21 protein-coding genes are annotated in these 21,040 nt (G+C 72.7%); 14 read left to right on the top strand and 7 right to left on the bottom strand.

Features of this window, described 5'->3' with window-relative positions; all coding sequences use genetic code 11:
• Positions 1-3 precede the first annotated feature (3 nt).
• From ACFV04_RS16330 to ACFV04_RS16320, 3 genes are all read left to right on the top strand, one after another.
• Positions 4-1,578: an SCO6880 family protein gene (locus ACFV04_RS16330; protein ID WP_380348978.1), complete on the top strand. Its 1,575-nt coding sequence runs from the start codon at positions 4-6 to the stop codon at positions 1,576-1,578.
• Between the two features lie 68 nt (positions 1,579-1,646).
• On the top strand, positions 1,647-2,996 hold the full coding sequence (locus ACFV04_RS16325; RefSeq protein ID WP_380529639.1) for an ATP-binding protein: 1,350 nt from the start codon (positions 1,647-1,649) through the stop codon (positions 2,994-2,996).
• A 183-nt stretch (positions 2,997-3,179) separates the two neighbouring features.
• The gene (locus tag ACFV04_RS16320) at positions 3,180-4,979 is read left to right on the top strand and encodes a bifunctional metallophosphatase/5'-nucleotidase (protein ID WP_360264013.1); all 1,800 of its coding nucleotides are present in this window, start codon (positions 3,180-3,182) and stop codon (positions 4,977-4,979) included.
• Between the two features lie 82 nt (positions 4,980-5,061).
• Here ACFV04_RS16320 and ACFV04_RS16315 read toward each other — a convergent pair whose 3' ends face one another.
• The 5 genes from ACFV04_RS16315 to ACFV04_RS16295 all read right to left on the bottom strand — a co-directional run bounded on the left by ACFV04_RS16315 (position 5,062) and on the right by ACFV04_RS16295 (position 10,733).
• On the bottom strand, positions 5,062-6,549 hold the full coding sequence (locus tag ACFV04_RS16315; protein WP_380348981.1) for a sensor histidine kinase: 1,488 nt from the start codon (positions 6,547-6,549) through the stop codon (positions 5,062-5,064).
• Complete coding sequence (locus ACFV04_RS16310; RefSeq protein WP_360264019.1) at positions 6,546-7,316, bottom strand: response regulator transcription factor; 771 nt, start codon at positions 7,314-7,316, stop codon at positions 6,546-6,548. Before ACFV04_RS16310 ends, ACFV04_RS16315 begins: the two co-directional genes overlap by 4 nt.
• Before the next feature lie 81 nt (positions 7,317-7,397).
• Positions 7,398-8,582 carry a S1C family serine protease gene (locus ACFV04_RS16305; protein ID WP_380529636.1) on the bottom strand — a complete coding sequence of 395 codons (1,185 nt, stop codon included), beginning with the start codon at positions 8,580-8,582 and terminating at the stop codon, positions 7,398-7,400.
• Between the two features lie 232 nt (positions 8,583-8,814).
• Positions 8,815-9,873 (bottom strand): LacI family DNA-binding transcriptional regulator, encoded by a 1,059-nt coding sequence (locus ACFV04_RS16300; protein ID WP_360264024.1) that lies wholly within the window; start codon positions 9,871-9,873, stop codon positions 8,815-8,817.
• A 128-nt stretch (positions 9,874-10,001) separates the two neighbouring features.
• Positions 10,002-10,733, bottom strand: a complete 732-nt coding sequence (locus tag ACFV04_RS16295; RefSeq protein WP_380348988.1) for a response regulator transcription factor — start codon at positions 10,731-10,733, stop codon at positions 10,002-10,004.
• 684 nt (positions 10,734-11,417) lie between these two features.
• Here ACFV04_RS16295 and ACFV04_RS16290 point away from each other — a divergent pair.
• The 7 genes from ACFV04_RS16290 (at position 11,418) to ACFV04_RS16260 (ending at position 16,307) form a co-directional block, all read left to right on the top strand.
• Positions 11,418-11,711, top strand: a complete 294-nt coding sequence (locus tag ACFV04_RS16290; protein WP_360264029.1) for a MoaD/ThiS family protein — start codon at positions 11,418-11,420, stop codon at positions 11,709-11,711.
• A 5-nt stretch (positions 11,712-11,716) separates the two neighbouring features.
• Entirely contained in the window at positions 11,717-13,207 is a 1,491-nt protein-coding gene (locus tag ACFV04_RS16285; RefSeq protein WP_380529633.1) for a hypothetical protein, read from the top strand.
• A gap of 189 nt (positions 13,208-13,396) precedes the next feature.
• On the top strand, positions 13,397-14,131 hold the full coding sequence (locus ACFV04_RS16280; RefSeq protein ID WP_380529631.1) for a DUF2993 domain-containing protein: 735 nt from the start codon (positions 13,397-13,399) through the stop codon (positions 14,129-14,131).
• Between the two features lie 291 nt (positions 14,132-14,422).
• Positions 14,423-14,503 (top strand): Ms5788A family Cys-rich leader peptide, encoded by an 81-nt coding sequence (locus ACFV04_RS16275; protein WP_350517234.1) that lies wholly within the window; start codon positions 14,423-14,425, stop codon positions 14,501-14,503.
• Between the two features lie 232 nt (positions 14,504-14,735).
• On the top strand, positions 14,736-15,572 hold the full coding sequence (locus ACFV04_RS16270) for a sulfurtransferase (protein WP_360264038.1): 837 nt from the start codon (positions 14,736-14,738) through the stop codon (positions 15,570-15,572).
• A gap of 39 nt (positions 15,573-15,611) precedes the next feature.
• Positions 15,612-15,902: a DUF1416 domain-containing protein gene (locus ACFV04_RS16265; RefSeq protein ID WP_030244525.1), complete on the top strand. Its 291-nt coding sequence runs from the start codon at positions 15,612-15,614 to the stop codon at positions 15,900-15,902.
• A 132-nt stretch (positions 15,903-16,034) separates the two neighbouring features.
• On the top strand, positions 16,035-16,307 hold the full coding sequence (locus ACFV04_RS16260) for a DUF3099 domain-containing protein (RefSeq protein ID WP_360264041.1): 273 nt from the start codon (positions 16,035-16,037) through the stop codon (positions 16,305-16,307).
• Positions 16,308-16,350: 43 nt separating this feature from the next.
• Here ACFV04_RS16260 and ACFV04_RS16255 read toward each other — a convergent pair whose 3' ends face one another.
• Positions 16,351-16,713 (bottom strand): DsrE family protein, encoded by a 363-nt coding sequence (locus tag ACFV04_RS16255; RefSeq protein WP_360264044.1) that lies wholly within the window; start codon positions 16,711-16,713, stop codon positions 16,351-16,353.
• A 349-nt stretch (positions 16,714-17,062) separates the two neighbouring features.
• On the opposite strand from ACFV04_RS16255, the gene ACFV04_RS16250 reads away from it, so the two are divergent.
• The 3 genes from ACFV04_RS16250 to ACFV04_RS16240 all read left to right on the top strand — a co-directional run bounded on the left by ACFV04_RS16250 (position 17,063) and on the right by ACFV04_RS16240 (position 19,214).
• Positions 17,063-17,665, top strand: a complete 603-nt coding sequence (locus tag ACFV04_RS16250; protein ID WP_350632162.1) for an FABP family protein — start codon at positions 17,063-17,065, stop codon at positions 17,663-17,665.
• A 102-nt stretch (positions 17,666-17,767) separates the two neighbouring features.
• Positions 17,768-18,232, top strand: a complete 465-nt coding sequence (locus tag ACFV04_RS16245; protein WP_360264050.1) for a Fur family transcriptional regulator — start codon at positions 17,768-17,770, stop codon at positions 18,230-18,232.
• Between the two features lie 19 nt (positions 18,233-18,251).
• A complete protein-coding gene (locus ACFV04_RS16240) occupies positions 18,252-19,214 on the top strand; it encodes a YgfZ/GcvT domain-containing protein (protein WP_380529653.1) in 963 nt (320 codons plus the stop codon).
• A 65-nt stretch (positions 19,215-19,279) separates the two neighbouring features.
• On the opposite strand, the gene dtd is transcribed toward ACFV04_RS16240, so the two are convergent.
• Complete coding sequence (dtd, locus tag ACFV04_RS16235) at positions 19,280-19,720, bottom strand: D-aminoacyl-tRNA deacylase (RefSeq protein WP_380529628.1); 441 nt, start codon at positions 19,718-19,720, stop codon at positions 19,280-19,282.
• A 674-nt stretch (positions 19,721-20,394) separates the two neighbouring features.
• Between dtd and ACFV04_RS16230 the strand changes: the two genes are divergently transcribed.
• On the top strand, positions 20,395-21,015 hold the full coding sequence (locus tag ACFV04_RS16230) for an ABC transporter substrate-binding protein (RefSeq protein ID WP_380529626.1): 621 nt from the start codon (positions 20,395-20,397) through the stop codon (positions 21,013-21,015).
• The last annotated feature ends 25 nt before the right edge of the window (positions 21,016-21,040 follow it).

The raw sequence follows: 21,040 nt of genomic DNA, 5'->3' as shown, positions 1-21,040 counted from the left end.
TAAGTGAGCAGCGAACCGCTCGGCCAGTACGGCGCCCATTACGCCCAGCCGTACGTGCACCAGCGCCGCACCTACCTGATCGGCAAGGCCCGCCCGAACGCGCCGATCGGCCGGAACCGGGAGTCCGGCGAGATCCTGCTGATCATCTTCGGGGCGTTCCTCGGGATGCTCTGGGGCCTGCTGATGCCGGTCCTGCCGCTGCGGATCGGCGGTCTGGTCGGTCTGCCGGTGCTCGCGATCGCGGCGGTGTACGTGCCGTACCGCAAGCGGACGTTCTACAAGTGGGTGGAGATCAACCGCACCTACCGCCGGACGGTCCGCAGCGGGCGGGCGGTGTGGCGTTCGGACGTGATGGACGCCGGCACCCGGCTGGACGGCCGGGAGGTGGAGGTCGGTCCGCCGCCCGGAGTGGGGCGGCTGCGCTGGCTGACCGCGCCGTTCGGGCCGGACGAGGTCGGGGTGCTGATGCACCTGGAGCGGCGGACGGTGACGGCCGCGATCGAGATCGAGGGCCCGGGCGTGGGGTTGCGCGACTCGGAGGACCAGGAGGCGCTGGTCGACCGGTTCGGCACGCTGCTGAAGCACGTCGCCAACGGGGACGGGTTCGTGACCCGGCTGCAGATCCTCGCCCGGACCCTGCCGGCGGACCCGGACGCGCACGCCAAGGACGTGGAGCGCCGCGGGGACCGTGACGCGCCGCGCTGGCTGCAGGACTCGTACGACCAGCTGCAGTCGATGGTGTCGACGTCGTCGGAGCAGCACCGGGCGTACCTGGTGGCCTGCATGCACTACACCCGGGACCTGGCCGCCGAGGCGCACGCGATGGGCCGGACGGCGACCGGCCGGCGGGCCCGGGACGACGAGGGGCTGGCGGCCGTGATGGCGCGCGAGCTGACCGACATCTGTGCCCGGCTGGCCGAGGCGGACATCCGGGTGCGCCAGCCGCTGGGCCAGGCCCGGCTCTCCTCGCTGCTGCACTCGATGTACGACCCGGACCACCCGATCGACCACATCCAGGCGATGTCCAGGCGCAACGCCTGGCCGGCCGAGCTGGACGCGACCGACCCGCAGTACCTGCAGGCGAAGACCCGGGAGTCGGTGACCCGGGAGCCGTGGTGCCACGCCACCGCGTGGATCAAGGAGTGGCCGCTCACCCCGGTGGGCGTCAACTTCCTGGCGCCGCTGCTGGTGCACACGCCGGACGTGATCCGGACGGTCGCGGTGACGATGGACCTGGAGCCCACCGACGTCGCGATCGAGCGGATGCTGACCGAGAAGACCAATGACGAGGCGGAGGCCAGCCGCGCCGCCAAGATGAACCGGACGGTCGACCCGCGCGACCTGGCCCACACCGGCCGGGTGGACCAGCGCGGTGACGACCTGGCCTCCGGCGCGGCCGGCGTGAACCTGGTCGGCTACATCACGGTCTCCTCGCGCAACCCCGACGCCCTGGCCCGCGACAAGCGGACCATCCGGGCCTCGGCCGGCAAGAGCTACCTCAAGCTGGAGTGGTGCGACCGCGAGCACCACCGGGCCTTCGTCAACACCCTTCCGTTCGCCACCGGCATCCGCCGCTGAGCACGCCCGTACGGTCCCGTCGTCCGTTCGTCCGTCCCGTCCACCGCTGACCCGTCAGGAGGCCGCCCATGGCGCTCGGCAACCTCACCGAGGCCTTCACCAGCCTGATGTTCGGCAAGGTGGAGACCACCCGCCTGCCGGTGCGCACCTCCACCGGCCAGGCGCAGGCGGTCTACCTGCCCACCGCCGCACCGGGGCTGGGCGACTCGGGCGTGATCATCGGCCGAGAGGTGTACAGCGGCAAGGGGTACGTGTACGACCCCTTCCAGTTGTACGGGCAGCAGCTGCCCGCCCCGCACTGGCTGGTGCTCGGGGAGTCCGGCAACGGCAAGTCGGCGCTGGAGAAGACCTACGTACTGCGGCAGTTGAGGTTCCGTGACCGACAGGTCGTGGTGCTCGACGCGCAGGGCGAGGACGGTGTCGGCGAGTGGAACCTGATCGCCGAGGCGCTGGGCATAAAGTCGATCCGGCTGGACCCGATGGCCGCCCGGGACGGCGGGGTCAAGCTCAACCCGCTGGACCCGGCGATCACCCAGACCGGTCAGCTGTCGCTGCTGCGCACCATCATCGAGGTGGCGATGGGGCGCGGTCTGGAGGAGCGGGCCGGCTTCGCGCTGAAGGCCGCGCACGCCCACGTGGTGGCCACGGTGACGGGCCGCCAGCCGGTGCTGGACGACATCATCGACACCCTGCGCAACCCCGACCTGTCCTCGGTGGAGTCGCTGGGCGTGGCCGTGGACGAGGTGCAGTCCTGGGGCCTGGACGTGGCGCTGGTGCTGGACCGGCTGGTCGACGGTGACCTGCGCGGCATGTTCGACGGGTCGACCACCGAGGGCATCGACCTGGACGCGCCGCTGATCGTCTTCGACCTCTCGAACATCGACCGCAACTCGATCGCGATGCCGATCCTGATGGCGATCGTCGGGGTGTGGCTGGAGCACACCTGGATCCGGCCGGACCGGAAGAAGCGCATCTTCCTGGTCGAGGAGGCCTGGCACATCATCAACAGCCCCTTCGTGGCCCAGCTGTTCCAGCGGCTGCTGAAGTTCGGCCGCCGGCTCGGGCTGTCCTTCGTCGCGGTGGTGCACCACCTGTCGGACGTGGTGGACGGCGCGGCGGCCAAGGAGGCGTCGGCGATCCTGAAGATGGCCTCCACCAGGACGATCTACATGCAGAAGGCCGAGGAGGCGCGGGCCACCGGCCGGGTGCTGGGCCTGCCGCGGTGGGCGGTGGAGATCATTCCCACACTTTCGCCGGGCATCGCGGTCTGGGACGTCAACGGCAACGTCCAGGTGGTCAAACACATCATCACCGAGACCGAGCGGCCGCTGGTGTACACCGACCGTGCGATGACCGAGGACGCGGTGGCCGAACGGGTGCGCGCGGAACGGTACTTGGCGGCCGAGCCGGGGGTCTGAGGGCGGTTCCTCTGCAGTCTCCGCACCCGGCGGACCGCGACGGTTCGTCAGTAGGTAATCCTCTCGTTACGTTCCACGTCCTGACAGCTACGCGCGTTGACCCTAGGCTTCACAGGCGCAACACATGCCCGTACGCCGCTGCTGTCCACAGCCGGTGCTCCTCCGAGGTGCAGGGGACCCCTCATGCTCACCGTCAGATCCCGACGGACGGCGCTCGCCGTAGTCGCCGCCGCAGGTCTGCTCGGCACGGTGCTCGTGCCGACGGCCGCCCAGGCCGCCGACGCCAACGCCAAGCGTCACAAGACCGTCAACCTCCAGCTGCTGGCGATCAACGACTTCCACGGCAACCTGGAGCCCCCGGCCGGCTCCTCCGGGACCGTCAAGGAGATCGACCCGGCCACCGGCAAGGAGGTCTCCACCCCGGCCGGCGGCATCGAGTACCTGGCCACCGAGCTGCGCAAGGCCCGGATCCCGGCCGACGACTCGATCACCGTCGCGGCCGGCGACATCGTCGGCGCCAGCCCGCTCACCTCCGCGCTCTTCCACGACGAGCCGACCATCGAGGCGATGGACAAGCTCGGCCTGGACGTCACCTCCGTGGGCAACCACGAGTTCGACGAGGGTGCGCAGGAACTGCTGCGCATGCAGGAGGGCGGCTGCCACCCGACCGACGGCTGCTACGAGCCCGGCCGCACCTTCAAGGGCGCCAACTTCAACTACCTGTCGGCGAACGTCACCGACGAGAAGACCGGCAAGCCGCTGCTCGCCCCGTACTGGATCACCAAGTCCCAGGGCGTGAAGGTCGGCTTCATCGGCGTCACCCTGGAGGGCACGCCGAACATCGTGACCGCCGAGGGCGTCAAGGGCCTGAAGTTCTCCAACGAGGTCACCACGATCAACAAGTACGCCGCCGAGCTCAAGGCCAAGGGCGTCAACTCGATCGTCGCGCTGATCCACGAGGGCGGCTACCCGGCCAGCAGCGTCTACAACTACGACTGCGGCGCGGCCGGCCAGGGCATCTCCGGCCCGATCGTCGACATCGCGAAGAAGATCGACCCGGCGGTCGGCGCCATCGTCACCGGCCACACCCACAACGCGTACGCCTGCAGCATCCCCGACCCCAACGGCGTTCCGCGCTCGGTGACCAGTGCCGCCTCCTTCGGCCGGCTCTTCACCCAGATCGACATGAAGCTCGACAAGACCACCGGCGAGATCGTGCGCCCCTCGGTCAAGGCCGAGAACCACGTCGTGCGCCGCACGGTCGAGAAGGCGCCCGACATGACGGCGCTGGTCGACCACTACCAGAAGCTGGCCGCCCCGATCGCCAACCGTCCGATCGGCTGGATCGGTGCGGACATCAACGGCCGCGGCAGCAGCGACCTGGAGAAGCCCCTCGGTGACGTGATCGCCGACGCGCAGCTCGCGGGGCTCGCCCCGGCCGACAAGGGCGGTGCGCAGGTCGCCTTCATGAACCCCGGCGGCATCCGCTCCGACCTGGTCTACAAGGCCTCCGGCAGCGAGGGCGACGGCGTCGTGACCTACGGCGAGGCGTTCACCGTCCAGCCGTTCACCAACATGATGCAGGTCAAGACGCTGACCGGTGCCCAGCTCGTCCAGCTGCTCCAGCAGCAGGTGAGCGGCTCCAACGACGCCGCGCCCAAGGTCCTCCAGGTGTCGTCGAACCTGCACTACACCCTGGACATGCGCAAGACCGGCGCGGACCGGGTGCTCACGGACTCGATCCGGCTGAACGGCGCGCCGGTCGACCCGGCCGCCAAGTACCGCGTCGCGGCCAACGAGTTCCTGGCCGGCGGCGGCGACGGCTTCCCGGCCTTCGCGGCCGGCACCGACAAGCTCGTCGGCGCCTCCGACCTGGACGTCTTCACGGCCTACCTCGGTGCCCACAGCTCGGCCGGCGCGCCGCTGCAGGCCCCGGCGCAGGACCGGATCAAGGTCATCGGCCCGGGCAGCGACATCGACTGACCGTGAGCCGGCTGGGGCCCTGAGGCCCCGGGGACGGGCGGGGCGCTGTCGGGGCGCCCCGCCCGTCCTGTTCTGCACCCCGTCATTCGGGCGCGGGCCCGCCGGGCAGCCGGACGGTGGCCAGCGCACCCGGACCGCCGTCCGCGGCCGGGCCGAGCGTCACCTCGCCGCCCGCCTCCCGGACGCTCTGCGCGACGATCGACAGCCCCAGGCCCGAACCGGGCAGCTGACGCGAGGACGGCGAGCGCCAGAACCGGTCGAACACGTACTGGAGTTCGTCGGGCGGGATACCCGGTCCGTGGTCGCGGACCGTCAGCACGCCCTGCTGCAGCCGGACGTCGATGGCCCCGCCCGGCGGGCTGTACTTGACCGCGTTGTCCAGCAGGTTGATCACCGCCCGCTCCAGCCCGGCCGCGTCGCCGTGCACGTACCAGGGCTCGGTGCTCGTCTCGAAGACCAGCCCCGGACCGCGCAGCTTCGCCCGCTCGACCGCCCGCCCGGCGATCTCGTGCAGCGCGACGACGGTGAGGTTCGGGCCCGCCTTGGGGGAATCGGGCCGGGAGAGCTGCAGTAGGTCGCCGATCAGGACCGTGAGCTCCTGCATCTGCGCCTTCATGTTGCCCAGCAGCTTGGTCTTGGTGGCCGGGGGGAGCGGGCGCCCGGTGTCGTTGCTGCGGATCAGCAGGTCGACGTTGGTGCGCAGCGAGGTGAGCGGCGTCCGCAGCTCGTGGCCCGCGTCGGCGATCAGCCGGGTCTGCCGCTCACGCGAGTTGGACAGGGCGGTGCTCATCGAGTTGAAGGAGGTCGAGAGGCGGGCGATCTCGTCGTGCCCGTGGACGGGGATCGTCGTGCCGACCTCCTCGGTCCGGGCGATGTGCTCGACGGCGTCGGTGAGCTGGTCGACGGGCTTGAGGGCGGAACGGGCGACCAGCCGGCCGGCGAGGGCGGCGAGGAGGATGCCGCCGACGGACACGGAGCCGAGGAGGATGGCGAGGCCCTGGAGGGAGTCCTCGATGGGCTGGGTGGGAGTCGCGACCATGACCACGGCCGCCGGCCCCTGGCCGGGACCGTGGGCAACGGACAGCCGCACGATGGCGGGGTCACCGTTCGTGAAGCGGCCGTCCCGGATGATCGACTGATTGGGCCTGAGTCGAAGCGCCGCGGAGTCGCCCGATTCGATCACGATCCCCCTGATGGCGTTCGGCGGCAGGCAGACCTGGGTCGGGTTCATCAGCACGTACTGGGTGTCCCGGGAAACCGGACCGATGGCTTGATCCCCGTACGGTGCGGCTTCGAGTGCGGCCTCCGGGGTGCTCGGACACGGGAGGTTGAGCTTCACCACGGGCGGGAGCGGCGAGTTCGCGAGGTCGTGCCGGACCTGGTTGTAGAGCTGCTTCTCCACGATGAACCAGCACGCCAGGGCCGACAGTGCGATGGCCACCGCGACGGCTGCCGCGCTCAGGAAGGTGAGGCGGCTGCGCAGGGAGCGGGAGCGGAGCCAGTGGACCAGGCGCCGGCGCCGGGCGGGGGTGCGCGGCGGGGCGAGCGGGGGAGGCGGGATGTTGCTCACGCGCCGGCGCCGGCTGCCGGGCGCAGGGCGTAGCCGACGCCGCGCACGGTCTGGATCAGGCGGGGCATGCCGCCCTGCTCGGTCTTGCGGCGCAGGTACATCACGTACACGTCCAGGGAGTTGGACGACGGTTCGAAGTCGAAGCCCCAGACCGCCTTGAGGATCTGTTCGCGGGTGAGGACCTGGCGGGGATGGGAGAGGAACATCTCCAGCAGCATGAACTCGGTGCGGGTGAGTTCGATCGGCTTGCCGGCCCGGGTGACCTCGCGGGTGGCGGTGTTCATCCGCAGGTCGGCGAAGGCGAGCACCTCGCTCTCGTCCTCGGCGGCGGCGCGGGCGGCGGCCTCGGCGGCGAGGGCGTTGCGGCGCAGCAGGGCGCGGACGCGGGCGAGCAGTTCGTCGAGTTCGAACGGCTTGGCGAGGTAGTCGTCGGCGCCGACGTCGAGGCCGGTGACGCGGTCGCCGACGGCGTCGCGGGCGGTGAGCATCAGGACCGGGACGGTGTCGCCGCGGGAGCGCATCCGGCGGACGGCGGTGAGGCCGTCCATCCGGGGCATCATGATGTCCAGCAGGACGAGGTCGGGCCGGTCGCGTTCGACGGACTCCAGTGCTTCGTAGCCGTCGGTGGCGGTGGCGACCTCGTAGCCCTCGAAGGCGAGGCTGCTCTCCAGGGCGTCCCGGAGGGCGGGTTCGTCGTCGACCACGAGGAGCCGCGCGGCGGGGTGGCCGGGCTCGGCGGGGGTGCGGTCGTCGGCGGACGGGGTCATGGGCGGCTGCCCTTTCTCGTCGGGTGGAGGGCCTGCTGGGAGCATTGTCCGTCGTGCGGGCGGTGCCTTGGACGTTCTGGCCTACAGGTTCTGGCCGGCTTCGAGTTTCGGCAGGACCTGCTTGATGTTGTCGATCGGGATGGCGAAGCCGAGGCCGACGCTGCCGGCCGTGCCGCCGCCGGCGGTGGAGCTGGCGCCGCTCGGCGCGTACATCGCCGAGTTGATGCCGATGACCTGGCCGTTGGCGTTGATCAGCGGGCCGCCGGAGTTGCCGGGGTTGAGGGCGGCGTCGGTCTGGAAGGCCTTGTAGGTGGTGGTGCTGCCGCTGTTCGGCTGGGGCTGGGTGCCGCGCAGGCCGGGCAGGCTGGGGAAGCCGAAGCCGCCGTTGCCGCTGGTGCTGCCCTCGTCGAGCTGGACGGTGACGTCGCGGTTCTCGGCGCTGATGATGCCGGAGGTGACGGTGCCGGTGAGGCCGTCGGGGTTGCCGATGGCGACGACCGGGTCGCCGACGGCCACGGAGGAGGAGTCGCCGAGGACGGCGGGGGTGAGGTTCCGGGCGCCGGTGGCGGTGATCACGGCGACGTCGAGGGACTTGTCGGTGCCGGTGACGGTGGCCTGGGCGGTGGAGCCGTCCTTGAAGGTGACGGTGATGCGGCCGCCGTCGGCCGCGGTGTCGATCACGTGGTAGTTGGTGAGGATCCGGCCGTCCTTGTCCAGGACGACGCCGGTGCCGGTGGCGGTGCCGTTGCCGTTCTTGACGGTGATCTGGACGACGCTGGGCGAGACGGCGGCGGCGATGGCCGGGACGTTGGCGCTGCCGTCGCTGCGGGCGGCGACCGGGCTGGCGACGGTGCTGACCCGGGTGTCGCCGGCCTGCCGGTCGGCGGCGACGACCCCGCCGGTGACGCCGCCGATGACGGCGGCGACCGCGGCGACGGCGGTCACCAGGGCGAGCCGGCCGCGCAGCAGACCGCGCCGGGCCCGGTTGCCGCGGCCGTCGCCGTCATCGGGGGAGCCGGGGCCGAGGACGGTGGGCGGCTCGGGCGGCATGGGCGGGGGAGGGGGCGGTCCGTCGAAGCCGCCGCCGGAGTGGTCCTCGCGGTAGGCGTACCCGGCGGGGCCGGTGCTGCCCGCGCCGCTGCCGAGCACGGTGCCCTCGATCACCCGGGGCTCCTGGGGGCCGTACTGCTCGTCGCGCCGACTGCCGTACGGCTCGCCGTACTGGGTGCCGTACTGATCGCTGGGGTGCCGCTGCTGTTCGCTCATGCCGACCAAGCTCCGCCCGGTGGATGAGGACTGGATGAGAACCGGCTCAGAGGGCGGACAGAAGCCCGTTGGGTTCTCATAAAGCCTGGTCAGGTGGTCTGCGGAGCGGAGTTCGTGCTTCCGTTTCCGCTCACCCGTCCGCGGCTCCGGCCCAGGCGCCCGGTCGGTGCGCCCGGCCCGTGCGCCCGGCCGGCGCCCCGGGTCGTCCGTTCCTCGGCCGGGCGGCGTCCGCCTACTCCGGCTGGGGGCGGCCGGGCGCGGCGCCGTCGCAGCCGCAGGACCGGCGGATGACCAGGCGGGACGGGAACTTGCGGACCCGCTCGGTGTCCGAGCCGGGCACCATCAGCGAGTCGTCCAGCACCAGGTCTACGGCGGCCCGGGCCATCGCGTCGCGGTCGGAGGCGACGGTGGTCAGCGGCGGGTCGGCGAGCGCGGCCTCCGGCACGTCGTCGAAGCCGGCCACCGCGAGGTCCTCGGGGACGCGCAGGCCGACCTCGCGGGCGGCCCGCAGCACGCCGATGGCCTGGTCGTCGGTGGAGCAGAAGACCGCCCGCGGCCGGTCCGGCGAGCGCAGCACGCCGAGGGCGACCTCGTAGGCGCCGTAGCGGTGGAAGGGCGCGTCGATCAGGTGCGGTTCGGTGGGGACGCCGTGCGCGTCCATGGCGCGCTGCCAGCCCTCGACGTGGTCGATGACCGGGTCGCCGGGGGCGGGGGACTCGACCGGGCCGCCGAAGCAGGCGACGTACGGGTGCCCGTGCACCTCCAGCAGGTGGCGCACGACGGCTTCGGCGCCGCCCACGTCGTCGGTGACCACCGCGACGTCGTCGATCGCCTCGGGGCGGCGGTGCAGCAGCACGACCTTGGCGCCCTCCATCGCGGCGAACTCCTCGGCGGCGCGCTGGGAGGGGCCCTGGCTGACCAGGATCAGGCCGGAGACGCGCATGCCGAGGAAGGCGCGGACGTAGTGGACCTCGCGGTCGTCGACGTAGTCGGAGTTGCCGATCAGCACGAGCTTGCCGCGTTCGGAGGCGGCCCGTTCGACGGCGTGCGCCATCTCGGCGAAGAAGGGCTGGCGGGCGTCCGGGACGACCATGCCGATCAGGTTGGTCCGGCGGGAGGCCATCGCCTGGGCGACGCTGTTCGGCCGGTAGCCGAGCTGCTCGATCGCCGCGAGGACCTTCTCCCGGGTCGCGGGCGCGACCGGGCGCGGCCCGTTGTTGATGACGTAGCTGACGACCGCGGTCGAGGTACCAGCCAGTCGGGCTACATCGTCGCGCGTCACTTTGGCCACGAGTGGAGTCTACGCGTGTGGCCTCCGGGGCGGCAGTGGGACCTGGGGGCCGCCTCCGGGCGGACGGCGGGCGGCCGCCCGGACGAACCGGACAAGCCGGGCGGGGGACGGCCCGCCCGGCCCGCCGGTCAGGGCTCCAGGCGGCCGGCGGGGTGCTGTGCCGGCTCCGGGCGCTCGCCCTTCTCGGGCTTCTCCGGGACGACGAAGCGGTAGCCGACGTTGCGGACGGTGCCGATCAGCTGCTCGTTCTCCACGCCGAGCTTGGCGCGCAGCCGCCGGACGTGGACGTCCACCGTCCGGGTGCCGCCGAAGTAGTCGTAGCCCCAGACCTCCTGCAGCAGCTGGGCCCGGGTGAAGACCCGGCCGGGGTGCTGGGCGAGGTACTTGAGCAGCTCGAACTCCTTGAAGGTGAGGTCGAGCGCCCGGCCCTTGAGCTTCGCGGAGTAGGTGGCCTCGTCGACCGAGAGGTCGCCGTTGCGGATCTCCATCGGGCTGTCGTCGGTGTCGATCTGGAGGCGGCCGAGCGCCAGCCGCAGCCGGGCCTCGACCTCGGCCGGGCCGGACGTGTCCAGCAGGACGTCGTCGATGCCCCACTCGGCGGTGACGGCGGCCAGGCCGCCCTCGGTGACCACCAGGATCAGCGGGCAGCCGATGCCGGTGGAGCGCAGCAGCTGGCAGAGGCTGCGGATCTGCGGCAGGTCGCGTCGGCCGTCGACCAGGATGACGTCCGCGCTGGGCGTGTCCACCAGGGCCGAGCCCTCGGCGGGGGCCACCCGGACGTTGTGCAGGAGCAGGCCGAGGGCGGGCAGTACCTCGGCCGACGGTTGCAGTGCGTTGGTGAGGAGGAGGAGAGAACTCATACCCGGTGGTCCCCTTTCCGGGTCGTCGCGGTCGCGTTACGGCTGCCGCCACAGCCGGATGGCGCACGTGCTGAGGGGGAGGAGAGGAGGACGGGCGCCTGGGGCGTACCGGGGGAGCGGACGGCGCGCAGGGCGTGGTGGCGTACCCGCCGGGGGTCCCGCAACCCCTGGCGCACCGTTTCTGCCCTGCTCATCACCGCGAACCCTCCGGTCTGGTCCGGCCCCGGGCGGCGGCCCGGTGCCGGGTGGCGACGTCCCGGCCGGCCGCGGCACGTCGTTGTGCCGCGACGGACGGGGCGGTCCCCGCGACCGCCGGGGGTGGACCGACGAATCGCAAGGACGTCCGTACTGGCGTCCTGAAAGCACAAAAGGACCCGGGGGCGACTCTGCCCGGATCCCTCTTGGTGGTCGAGAATAGCCGACCTCCTCCCGCGCCGGGAGTGTTCGAATCCGGCGGTTCCCCCATTTCGGGCGTACGCCGGGTGAGCCTGGACACAGCTTCGAGCGCTGCTCCGCACCCGTGCGGCCAGGGCGGTTGCCGGTCGTGGCGGCGGACCCGCCATCATGGGACGCACATCGGCGGCGCTGCGCGGGTCCATCGTTCGGGTGGTCGGGCGGCCGTCCCGGTGGCGAGCCGGACCGGGCCACCGGGACCGGGCGAGGACGACGAGAAGGGGTGGCCCGATGGGCGCGACCACCGAGCCCGCGAGCGGCGCCCGGGTGCGCGGCACGATCCGCTACTGGGCGGCGGCGAAGTCCGAGGCCGGCCTGGCCGAGGAGCCGTACGAGGCGGCGACCCTGGCGGAGGCGCTCGCGGCGGCCAAGGAGCGGCACGCCGACAAGCCGAAGCTCGTCCGGCTGCTCGGGCACAGCTCGTACCTGGTCGACGGCGCCCAGGTGGGCGGCCGGGACCACACGACCGTCGCCCTGACCGAGGGCGGGACGGTCGAGATCCTCCCGCCGTTCGCGGGAGGCTGAGCGGCGTGACGGACATGAACGACCCGAACCGCGGCGGCTACGGCGAGTGGCCCCGACAGGCCCAGCCCGACCCGCAGCAGGCCCAGCCGCAGCACGCCCGGCCCCAGGCCCCGCAGCAGTCCCAGGCCCCGCAGGGGTACCCGCAGCACCCGCCGCAGCAGCAGCACGCGCAGCGCCAGCACGCGCAGTACCCGCCGCAGCAGCCGCCGCCGTACGGCTATCCGGCGGACGCGGAGGCGACGGCGGTGCTGCCGGCGGTGCCGGCGTTCGACGACGCGGCCGCGACCACGCTGCTGCCGCCGGTGCCCCCGATGGACGACGCCGCGGCCACCACGCTGCTGCCGCCGGTGGTGGTCTCCGGTGCGATGCCCGCCGCGCCGCCCCGGCATCCGGGACAGGCTCCGGCCCGGCACCAGCACCAGCCTCCGGCTCAGCCTTGGCAGCAGCAGGCGCCGCAGCATCCGCAGGCACAGCAACACCCGCGGCCGCAACACCCGCAGGCACCGCAGCCGCAACACCCGCAGGCACCGCAGCCGCAGCAGCAGCAGCAGGCGCCGGCCCGGTCCCGGGCCCGGCACGCGGCCCCGGCGCCGGACCAGACGCCGCCTGCCGAGCCGCAGCCCGTTGCCGCGCAGCAGACGGCGGAGGCCTTCGATCCGCCGACCATGACGCTCAAGCGCCCGCCCGCCCCCGGCGGGCCCGGACCGGGCGGGGCGGTGGGTGCCCCGGCCGTGCCGCCGTTCGCGGCCGTCCCGGCGCAGCCCGTGCCGTCGGCCGGTCCACGCGGCCGGACCGGTTCGCCGATCATCGACCCGGGCCTGCAGCCGGCCCTGATCACGGCCGGTGCGGCCGCGCTGCTGGCCGGCGGTGCGGCGCTCGGGCAGGTGGCGCTGGCCCTGGTGGTCGCGCTGCTGCAGCTGCTGACGGCGGCCGGCTGGTTCCGGTTGAACGGCATGTGGCCGGCGCGCCAGGGCATCCTGCTCGCCGCACTGGCCGGGCTCACCGCGGACGTGGCGGTGCTGCTGGCGGACTCCGACGGCGGCGTGGCGGCCGTGGTGGGCACGCTGGGCGGGTTCTTCCTGCTGGTCCTGGTGCTGCAGACGTTCCGTCCGTCGGACCCGAAGGAGCGGTTCTACGCCCTGACGGTGCTGGGTTCGGCCACCGTGGTGACGGCGCTGTGCACCTCGCTGCTGCTGGCCGACTGGGTGCCGGCCGGGGTGGGTGCGGTCGCGCTGGCCACGCTGCTGGCCGCGGCGCCGCTGCCCGGCCCGAAGCAGCTGGGCCCGGTCCTGGGCCTGGCCGCGGCCGTGGCGCTGGGCCTGCTGGTGGGTGCTCCGGTGGCGCTGGGCGCGCTCGCCGGGCTGGGGGCGCTGGTCGGCCGCCGGGTCGCCGCGTACGACTTCCCGTCCCGGTTCGTGCACATGACGGCGGGCGTGGCGCTGCCGCTGGCGGTGGCCGCGCCGCTGATCTGGATCGCCACCGATCTGTTGGCCTGATCCTCCCGGCGCAGGGGAGCGCCCTTCCCACCGACGTCCCGTCCCGGAACCATGCTCCGGGGCGGGACGTCGTACGGTCGTGCGGAGCGGCCGCGTCCGGCGGTCGCCACGGGCCGGTGAACGACGGCGACGAACGACCTGCGAACGACCTGCGAACGACCACAGCGACCGGCGACGACGGGGGACACGATGCGCGGATGGCTGAAGGCCACGATCGGTCTGGTGGTGCTCTCCGGCCTCCTGGTGGGCGCCGACCGGATCGCGGTCGGCGTGGCCGAGGACGAGGCCGCCGACCGGATCGTGCAGAGCGGCCGGATGAGCCAGCGGCCGGACGTCTCGATCGAGGGCTTCCCGTTCCTCACCCAGGTGCTGTCGATGAAGCTGGACGACGTCCGGATATCCGCCGACGGCCTCACCGTCGGCGACGGCAGCCACCAGGTGGCGCTGCACTCGTTCAAGGCGAAGCTCGCCGGCGTCAAGGTGAGCGACAGCATGAACAGCGCCACGGTGGACAACGGCACCGGCAGCGGCGTGATCTCGTACCCGGACCTCGCGCAGCTGCTGCCGCCGGCCTCACAGCTGCTGCACGGCGCCAAGCTGCCGGTGGGCAGCACCACCCGGCTGAGCCTGTCGTACGGCGGCCCGGGCAAGGTCAAGGCCTCGCTGGGGCCGATCGCGATCGGCGAGGGCACCGTGCACAACGACGGGAACACCGTGACGGTGGACGGCTTCCGGCTGACTTCCCTGGCGGGGATGGTCGCCGGGATGGCCAACCAGCAGATCGAGCCGATGAGCTTCACGCTGGACACGCTGCCGGCCGGGTTGAAGCTGGCCGCCAAGGACGGCGACAAGGACGGCGCGGCGCCGCTGCCGGAGGGTCTCCAGCTGACCTTCGACGGCAAGGGCGTCAAGCTCCTGGGCTGATCCCGCCGCCGTCCTGCCGCTTCCTTTTCCCGCTAAGGCTTCGGGAGTCCAAGGTCCGTCGGGTCTCCGAATCCGTGATCTTCATACCGCCGAAACGTTCCGCTCCGCGAGACGCGCTGTCCAGCGCGGACCGCGGAGCGGTGGTGTTTCCGCCCGTTGCGTGCCGCTGAGGGGCGGCCGGGCCGGGCCCGACGGGTCGGGCGAAGGCCAAATCTTGCGATGTGGATGTTTTGATCTCAATATTCGATACGCTGATGACAGCGGGCCGTCGGTGTCCCTAGCATCGTCGGCATGAAGCGACAGACGGACCTCACGAAGCGGCGGGCGGTAGACCTGTGCCGCGTGGCCGCCTGTCTGTGTCGAATGCGCTGACTCGGCATCCCGGCAGGGCAGTTGAAGCCCGCCGCCGATCTCCCCGGTGACCGTTCCCGGCCGCAGTCGCGGGCCGGCGCCGATGTACTCCGCAGTCTCCTGCCCCCCCGCACCGGTCCACCCGCGCTGTCCCAGTATTCGGACAGGGATTCGGACCGTACCCGCCGGGCGCTCCTGCAGCACCCCCCTGAGCAGCACCTTCCGCAAACCGCCCTCGGATGGAGAACCCACCATGAGCCGCAGCGACGTCCTGGTCGACGCCGACTGGGTCCAGGCCCACCTGGACGACCCGAAGGTCGTCATCGTCGAGGTCGACGAGGACACCTCCGCCTACGAGAAGAACCACATCCGCAACGCCGTCCGGATCGACTGGAAGCAGGACCTCCAGGACCCGGTCCGCCGCGACTTCATCGACCAGGCCGGCTTCGAGGCGCTGCTCAGTGCCAAGGGCATCGCCAACGACGACACCGTCGTCCTGTACGGCGGCAACAACAACTGGTTCGCCTCGTACGCCTACTGGTACTTCAAGCTGTACGGCCATGGCGACGTCCGCCTGCTGGACGGCGGCCGCAAGAAGTGGGAGCTGGACTCCCGCGACCTGGTCTCCGAGGTGCCGGCCCGCCCGGCCACCGAGTACGCGGCGCAGCCCGCCGACTCGTCGATCCGCGCGTTCCGCGACGACGTGATCGCCGCCATCGGCACCCTGAACCTGGTCGACGTCCGCTCGCCCGACGAGTTCTCCGGCAAGCTGCTCGCCCCGGCCCACCTCCCGCAGGAGCAGTCGCAGCGCCCCGGCCACGTGCCGAGCGCCCGCAACATCCCGTGGGCCAAGAACGCCAACGACGACGGCACCTTCAAGAGCGACGACGAGCTCAAGGCGCTGTACGAGGCCGAGGGCGTCGACCTGGCGACGGACACCATCGCCTACTGCCGCATCGGCGAGCGCTCCGCGCTCACCTGGTTCGTGCTGCACGAGCTGCTCGGCCAGGAGAACGTCAAGAACTACGACGGCTCGTGGACCGAGTACGGCAGCCTGGTCGGCGTGCCGATCGAGCTCGGCAGCAACTGAGCCTCCGGCTCGACCCGTAAGTCAGAAGGGAAAACAGACATGTGCGGTGCGAAGGCCGGCGGCCCGGACCTGGCAGGAGTTGACGTGGCGAACGAGACGATCATCCAGGGTTCGGTGACCCGCGACGGTGAGCCGGTCAACGGCTACGTCCGGCTGCTGGACGAGGGCGGAGAGTTCACGGCCGAGGTGCCCACCTCGGCGACCGGCCAGTTCCGGTTCTTCGCCCGCCCGGGCAAGTGGACCCTGCGGGCGCTGGTGCCGGGCCAGACCGTGGACCGTCAGGTGGTGGCCTCCCAGGGCGCCGCCGTCGAGGTCGCGATCGCGGTCTGACCGCCTCCCGACCGGAGCGCGTGGACCGGCGCGTGCGGACTGCCGCGCGCGGACCGGCGCGCGTCCACCCGAGTGCGGACGACACTCCGAGGGCCCCTGCCGTGCAGGGGCCCTCGGCCGTACCGTGGAGGAGTGCAGGCAAGGCGGCGGCGTCGCTACTACTTCGCCATGATGGGCGTGTGCCTGGGCCTGTTCGTCATGGCCTGGGGCGTGGTGCGGTTCTTCTCGGTCGGCGCGGCGATCGGCATGTGCGTGGTCGCGATGGTGATCCCGCCGGCCGCCGCGGTGTTCGCCAACAAGCGGGACCCGGACGACGACTGGTGGAACGACCCGCGCTGGGACGACCCGAAGTGGGAGGATCCCGGCCACGACCGGGACCACCCCGACCACGAGCAGCGTCCGTAGCCGTCGGCACACATCAGCGCACATCAGCGCCCGGCGGCGCCCGTCAGTACACGAGGGCCTGGACGCCGTCCGCCATGATCTCGCTGACGAAGACCTGCGCGCCCGCGATCCGGACGCCCTCGACGGTGTCCTTCTGCTCGATCCCGCGCCGGGCCGCGCACTGGGTGCACAGCGTCACCGAGCCGGCCGCCCGGATCGACTCCAACAGGTCCGGCAGCGGTGCCGCGTGCGGCAGTTCGAACTCCGCAGCCCGGCCCGGCAGCGCGAACCAGGAGGACTCGCCGGTCAGCCAGAGCGAGACCTCGATCCCACTGGCGACGGCCACCGCCGCCACCGTGAACGCCTGCGAGCACCGCTCCGGCGCGTCCGCCCCTGCGGTGACCTTGATGACCAGTTTCTTCGACATGGCGACACCTTAGAGCGCCCGCCACCCCCGCCGTCCGTCATCCCCGGAACCCGCGGGCAAAGCTTGAGCGGCGTGGTAGCACCGGCGCGGAACCGCGACGTGGTGGGGCTCACCGCGACCGGCCGTGGCCCGACGGATAGAGTGAGCGCAGCAAAATCCACCACACTGTCGCCGCCTGGGAGCCCCCCGTGTCCGGTCTGGAAATGTTCTTCGACGGTCTGCTGGCCCTCATGGCCGTGCTGATCACCTGGTTCGCCATCTTCTCGGTGATGAAGCTGTACCAGGGCCAGCGCTGAGCCTGCCGTACGGTTGAGGCAGCCCCACACCGACGACGACAGCGACCAGGAACATGATCGAGATCCCTTCCGACCTCCACAAGGACGTCGTCCCGCTCGCCTTCCTCCTCGGCACCTGGGAGGGCGCGGGCGTCTACGCCCCTCTGCCGGGTGAAGGGGGCCCCGGCGCGGAGAAGTGCAACTTCGGCCAGGAGATCGTGATCCGGCACGACGGCCGCCCCTTCCTGGAGTTCCGCTCCCGCACCTGGGTGCTGGACAACGAGGGCGAGAAGGTCCGCCCGCTGGAGAACGAGCACGCGTTCTGGCGCATCACGAGCAACCACGACGGCACCAGCGGCGCCCGGGGGATCGAGATCTCCTCCGTCCGTGACGACGGCACCGTCGAGATCTGGTACGGCGAGCTGGCCGACGGCAAGCCCCAGGTCGACGTCTCCACCGACGCCGTGGCCCGGATCGAGGGCTCGCCGGAGTACTCGGGCGGCAAGCGTCTGTACGGCTTCGTCAACGGCGAGCTGCTCTGGGTCGGCGAGAAGGCCGCGCCGAACGTGCCGCTGCGCCCGTACATGTCCGCGCAGCTGAAGAAGGTGCTCAGCCCGGCTCAGCTGATCAAGGACATCAACGACCTGCCGGACGACGGCATCGCCTTCTTCAAGTAGGCACGACCCGTGTGACGGCCCAGTCGTGCACGAGGTAGGGACCGGCCCGCGGCCGGTCCCTACACTTGCATCAGGACCCCCGACCTTGGCAGGGACAGCACCGTGGCGGACACCGGCACCACCGACTGGCAGCTCTCCGGCGACTGGAAGACCGACCTGCGCGAGCGCGGCTACCGCCTCACCCCGCAGCGGCAGCTCGTGCTGGAGGCCGTCGACGCCCTCGACCACGCCACCCCGGACGACATCCTCTGTCACGTCCGGCGGACCGCCAGCGGAATCAACATCTCCACCGTCTACCGGACCCTGGAGCTGCTGGAGGAACTGGGCCTGGTCTCGCACGCCCACCTCGGCCACGGCGCCCCGACCTACCACCTGGCCGGCCGCCACCACCACCTGCACCTGGTCTGCCGGGACTGCGAGAAGGTCACCGAGACCGACACCGAGATCGCCCAGCCGCTGATCGACAGCCTGCGCGCGCAGCACGGCTTCGACACCGACCTCAAGCACTTCGCCATCTTCGGCCGCTGTGCCGACTGCACCGCCAAGCTCGCCGGGGACCGGCCGTAAGCTGGCCGGTATGACCGGTGTGAAGAGCCCGCTGCTTGCCCTGCCCGGAGCCGTCCCCGCCGAGGGGGCCGACGAGGGCGTCGCCGCCCACTACGGCGACATCTTCCGCGAGCAACGCAACCTCGCGCGGGGCACCGGCTTCGTCGACCTCTCGCACCGCGGGGTCGTCACCGTCACCGGCGCGGACCGCCTCTCCTGGCTGCACCTGCTGCTCACCCAGCACGTCAGCGAACTGGCGCCGCAGCAGGCGGCCGAGGCACTGGTGCTCTCCCCGAACGGGCACGTCGAGCACGCCCTCTACCTGGTGGACGACGGCACCACCACCTGGGCGCACGTCGAGCCGGGCACCCAGGGCGCGCTGGTCGCCTACCTGGAGAGCATGAAGTTCTTCTACCGGGTGGAGGTCGCCGACGCGACCGCCGAATACGCCGTGGTCCACCTGCCGGCCGGCTCCGCCGCCTCCGCCGAGGGCGTCGCCGCCGTCCGCGAACTCCCTTACGGGCGCGACCTGTTCGTGCCGCGCGCCGACCTGGAGAAGCTCACCTCCGGATACGGCCCGGCCGCCGGGATCTGGGCCTACGAGGCGCTGCGGATCGAGGGCCACCGGCCCCGGCTCGGCTTCGAGGCCGACCACCGGACCATCCCGCACGAGGTGGACTGGCTGCGCACCGCCGTGCACCTGCAGAAGGGCTGCTACCGCGGCCAGGAGACCGTCGCCCGGGTGCACAACCTGGGCCGCCCGCCGCGCCGACTGGTCTTCCTGCACCTGGACGGCACCGAGGAGTCGCTGCCCCCGCACGGCACCGAGGTGCGGCTGGCCACCGACCCGGACGGCCGGGCGCTCGGCTTCGTGACCTCCTCGGCCCGGCACCACGAGCTGGGGCCGATCGCGCTGGCGATCGTCAAGCGGAACGTCCCGGTGGACGCGGTGCTGCTGGCCGGGACGGTGCCGGGCACCCAGGACGTGATCGTCCCGCAGTAGGCCGCGCCGGGCGCCGGGCCGGATCCGGTCGGGCCCGCGCCCGGATCCGTGCCCGGCCGGGACGCTCAGACCTCGACGAGGACGGTGAACGGGCCGTCGTTCACCAGCGCCACCTGCATGTCGGCGCCGAACCGGCCCGTCTCCACCTTGGCGCCCAGCGCCCGCAGCCGGGCGACCACCTCGTCCACCAGCGGTTCGGCGACCGGGCCGGGGGCGGCGGCGTTCCAGGTGGGACGGCGGCCCTTGCGGGCGTCTCCGTAGAGGGTGAACTGGCTGATCACCAGGAGCGGGGCGCCGAGGTCCGAGCAGCTCTGCTCGACGCCCTCGTCGTTCGCCGGCAGCAGCCGCAGCGTCCAGAGCTTGCGGGCCAGTTGGGCGGCCTTGTCGGGGGTGTCCTCGTGGGTGACGCCGACCAGGACGCAGAGCCCGGGCCCCTCGATCGCGCCGACGGTCTCACCGGCCACGGTCACCCGGGCCTCGCTCACTCGCTGCACCACTGCTCGCATGCCGTCATTGTGCCGGAGGGCGCCGACGGCCCCGGGCGGGAGGGGGCCGGGGCTCCCGGCCCCTGGCACCGCGCTCCGCACACGGCCGCGTGCCCCCGCGCGCGCCGCCGGGGCCGCCCCGCCCGGCCCCCGTCCCCGCCTCCCGCGTCGCGTCGCCCGTACGCCCCCGCTCCCGCGTCGCGTCGCCCGTACGCCCCCGCCCGTCGCGCCGTGTCCCCCACGTGCGTCACAGAGGTCTCTCAGGGCGCACACGAGGGGCGCGTAGGAGGATGCCGCACGCCATGACGCGAGCGCCTGCGCCGGGGCAGGCGCCGCGCTTCCTGGGGAAAGGTCCGGTCATACCAGCCACCCCCGTTCGCCAGGGGGGCCGTTCGGGTGCACGGGCGGTGCGCGCGCGCCGGGCGGGGTGGCACGCTGGTGGCCGTACGAAGGGTCCGGGGCGCCATCAGGTCCGCCGCGTCGGGCCCCGGGTTCGGCCGGGCGGTCGAGCCGGTGGGTCAGGTGTTCTGGCGGCGTCGCCCCGACGGGTGGTCGCGGCCGGGGAGCGGAACCTCCGGGGGCTCCCGGGCGTGCCACGCACGGAACGCCGAGCCCGCCGGGGGACGGGCCGGACCGGCGGCAGGGACGGGGTGCCGCGAGCGGGCGGGATCGGACGACGGCAGGTGGGTTGGGTGATGGACGCGAGCAGCGCGGCGCGGGACCGGGCCGGGCAGGTGGTACGGGCCCCCGGGGCCCCGTGCGGCCCGGTGGCGGGTGCGGAGGGCGAGCCGGACCTGGGGCGGCTGGGCCTGGACCAGCTGCGGGTGCTGCGCCGGGAGACCATGGAGCAGGAGGCCGACCTGTCGTACCTGCGGCGGCTGCTGCACGGGCGGATGGACATCCTGCGCGCCGAGCTCGACCGGCGTCCCGGCGCGGGCCCCGTCCGGGCGGTCGGCGCCCCCGGCCCCGACCCGGTCCCCGGCGACCTGCTGGACCGGCTGCCGGCCATCCTGACCGACGCGCCCTCCACCGTGCGGCGCTCGGCCCGGCACGTCACCCTCGGTCCGCCGCGCACCCGGGAGTCCCGGCTGGAGGCGGACGCGCTGATGGGCGACGTCCAGCTGGCCGACCTGGCGGCCCACCCGACCGAGGAGCTGCTGGCCGCCCTGGAGCGGCTTCGCGCGCACGAGCGGGAGGTGTCCGGCCGGCGTCAGCGGCTGCTGCGCACGGCCGACGGTTGCAATGCCGAGATCACCCGCAGGTACCGTGATGGGGAAGCACGGGTCGACGACCTGCTCGCAGGGGGGCCGCTCTGACCGGGTGAGTCGCTGCGGGCGGGTG

It is taken from the genome of Kitasatospora sp. NPDC059599 (assembly GCF_042735125.1).
GTDB lineage: Bacteria > Actinomycetota > Actinomycetes > Streptomycetales > Streptomycetaceae > Kitasatospora.
This window is presented reverse-complemented; position numbering and strand designations above follow the sequence as displayed.